Origin of the sequence: Acidithiobacillus concretivorus (assembly GCF_018853445.1) — a bacterium.
Classification (GTDB): domain Bacteria; phylum Pseudomonadota; class Gammaproteobacteria; order Acidithiobacillales; family Acidithiobacillaceae; genus Acidithiobacillus; species Acidithiobacillus concretivorus.
This window is the reverse complement of the sequence record NZ_JABELD010000156.1, coordinates 1-812: the sequence shown is the minus strand read 5'-3', so window position 1 is coordinate 812 and position 812 is coordinate 1. Positions and strand designations below refer to the sequence as shown.

The following is an 812-nucleotide window of genomic DNA, read 5'->3' as shown; positions in this document are numbered from 1 at the left end:
CCGTCTACTTGCTGCCGCCAATATGTGGCCTTCTCTTCCTTCGTCATACCCACCCCTTCTCGCTGTATGCGGGGCAGGATCGGTCAGGTCAGAAAGTTTGGGAAGGTGGGTTGCTTAGACGCTTACTATTAATCTCTGACGTTCAGTTCTGTGTTGTATTTACATCCATCCGTTGTTTCATTCTCTAGTTTAGACATTCAGCCCGGCTCCGCCGGGTTTTTATTTTCTATTTTTGCTACGAAAGTGCTTGACACGGAGATAGTGCCGTGCGGCCGACCCTTTGGAAAAAAGGGTCGGCCAATGAGAAGCGTTTTAGGCTTCTCGGAATCACTGCCATGTCCTTTCAGCGTCTCGTTACCCTCCGCCTTTCAGAGTGGATTTCATACTTTCTCGCGGCCGTGCCGCCGCGCTCGCGGCGCAGCTTCATCGAACTGCTGTGCGGGTGCCTGATCTCCCCTGATGGCTGGGTTACCCGCGCCCTCAGCCATATTTCACTGCGCTGCCATTGGACCACTTATTACAAACTCCTGGAGCGTGAATCCTTGCGGACCCAAGCTTATGTCCTCGCCCAGAACTGGGTAGGGCTGGCGTTGACCCTGCGGAGCCGCTCCGGCAAAGCCCTTTCCTTTCCCATTCGCTTGCGTCTCGTGCCCCGTACCGGCAACACCCACAAGCTGAAAATCGCTGGGGCATTACTGCGGGCCTTTATACCCCACATCCCCGTACCCGTCCGCTTGCTCACCGATGCCTGGTTCATGCGCCGCCGCCTGCTCTTGCCCCTGCTGCGTCAGCGTGGCCAGTTCATCGGCCAG

1 pseudogene is annotated in these 812 nt (G+C 56.4%); it reads left to right on the top strand.

Annotated elements, in window-relative coordinates:
* Positions 1-335: 335 nt before the first annotated feature.
* A pseudogene (locus HJG40_RS15185) lies at positions 336-812 on the top strand (IS701 family transposase); the annotation flags it as partial.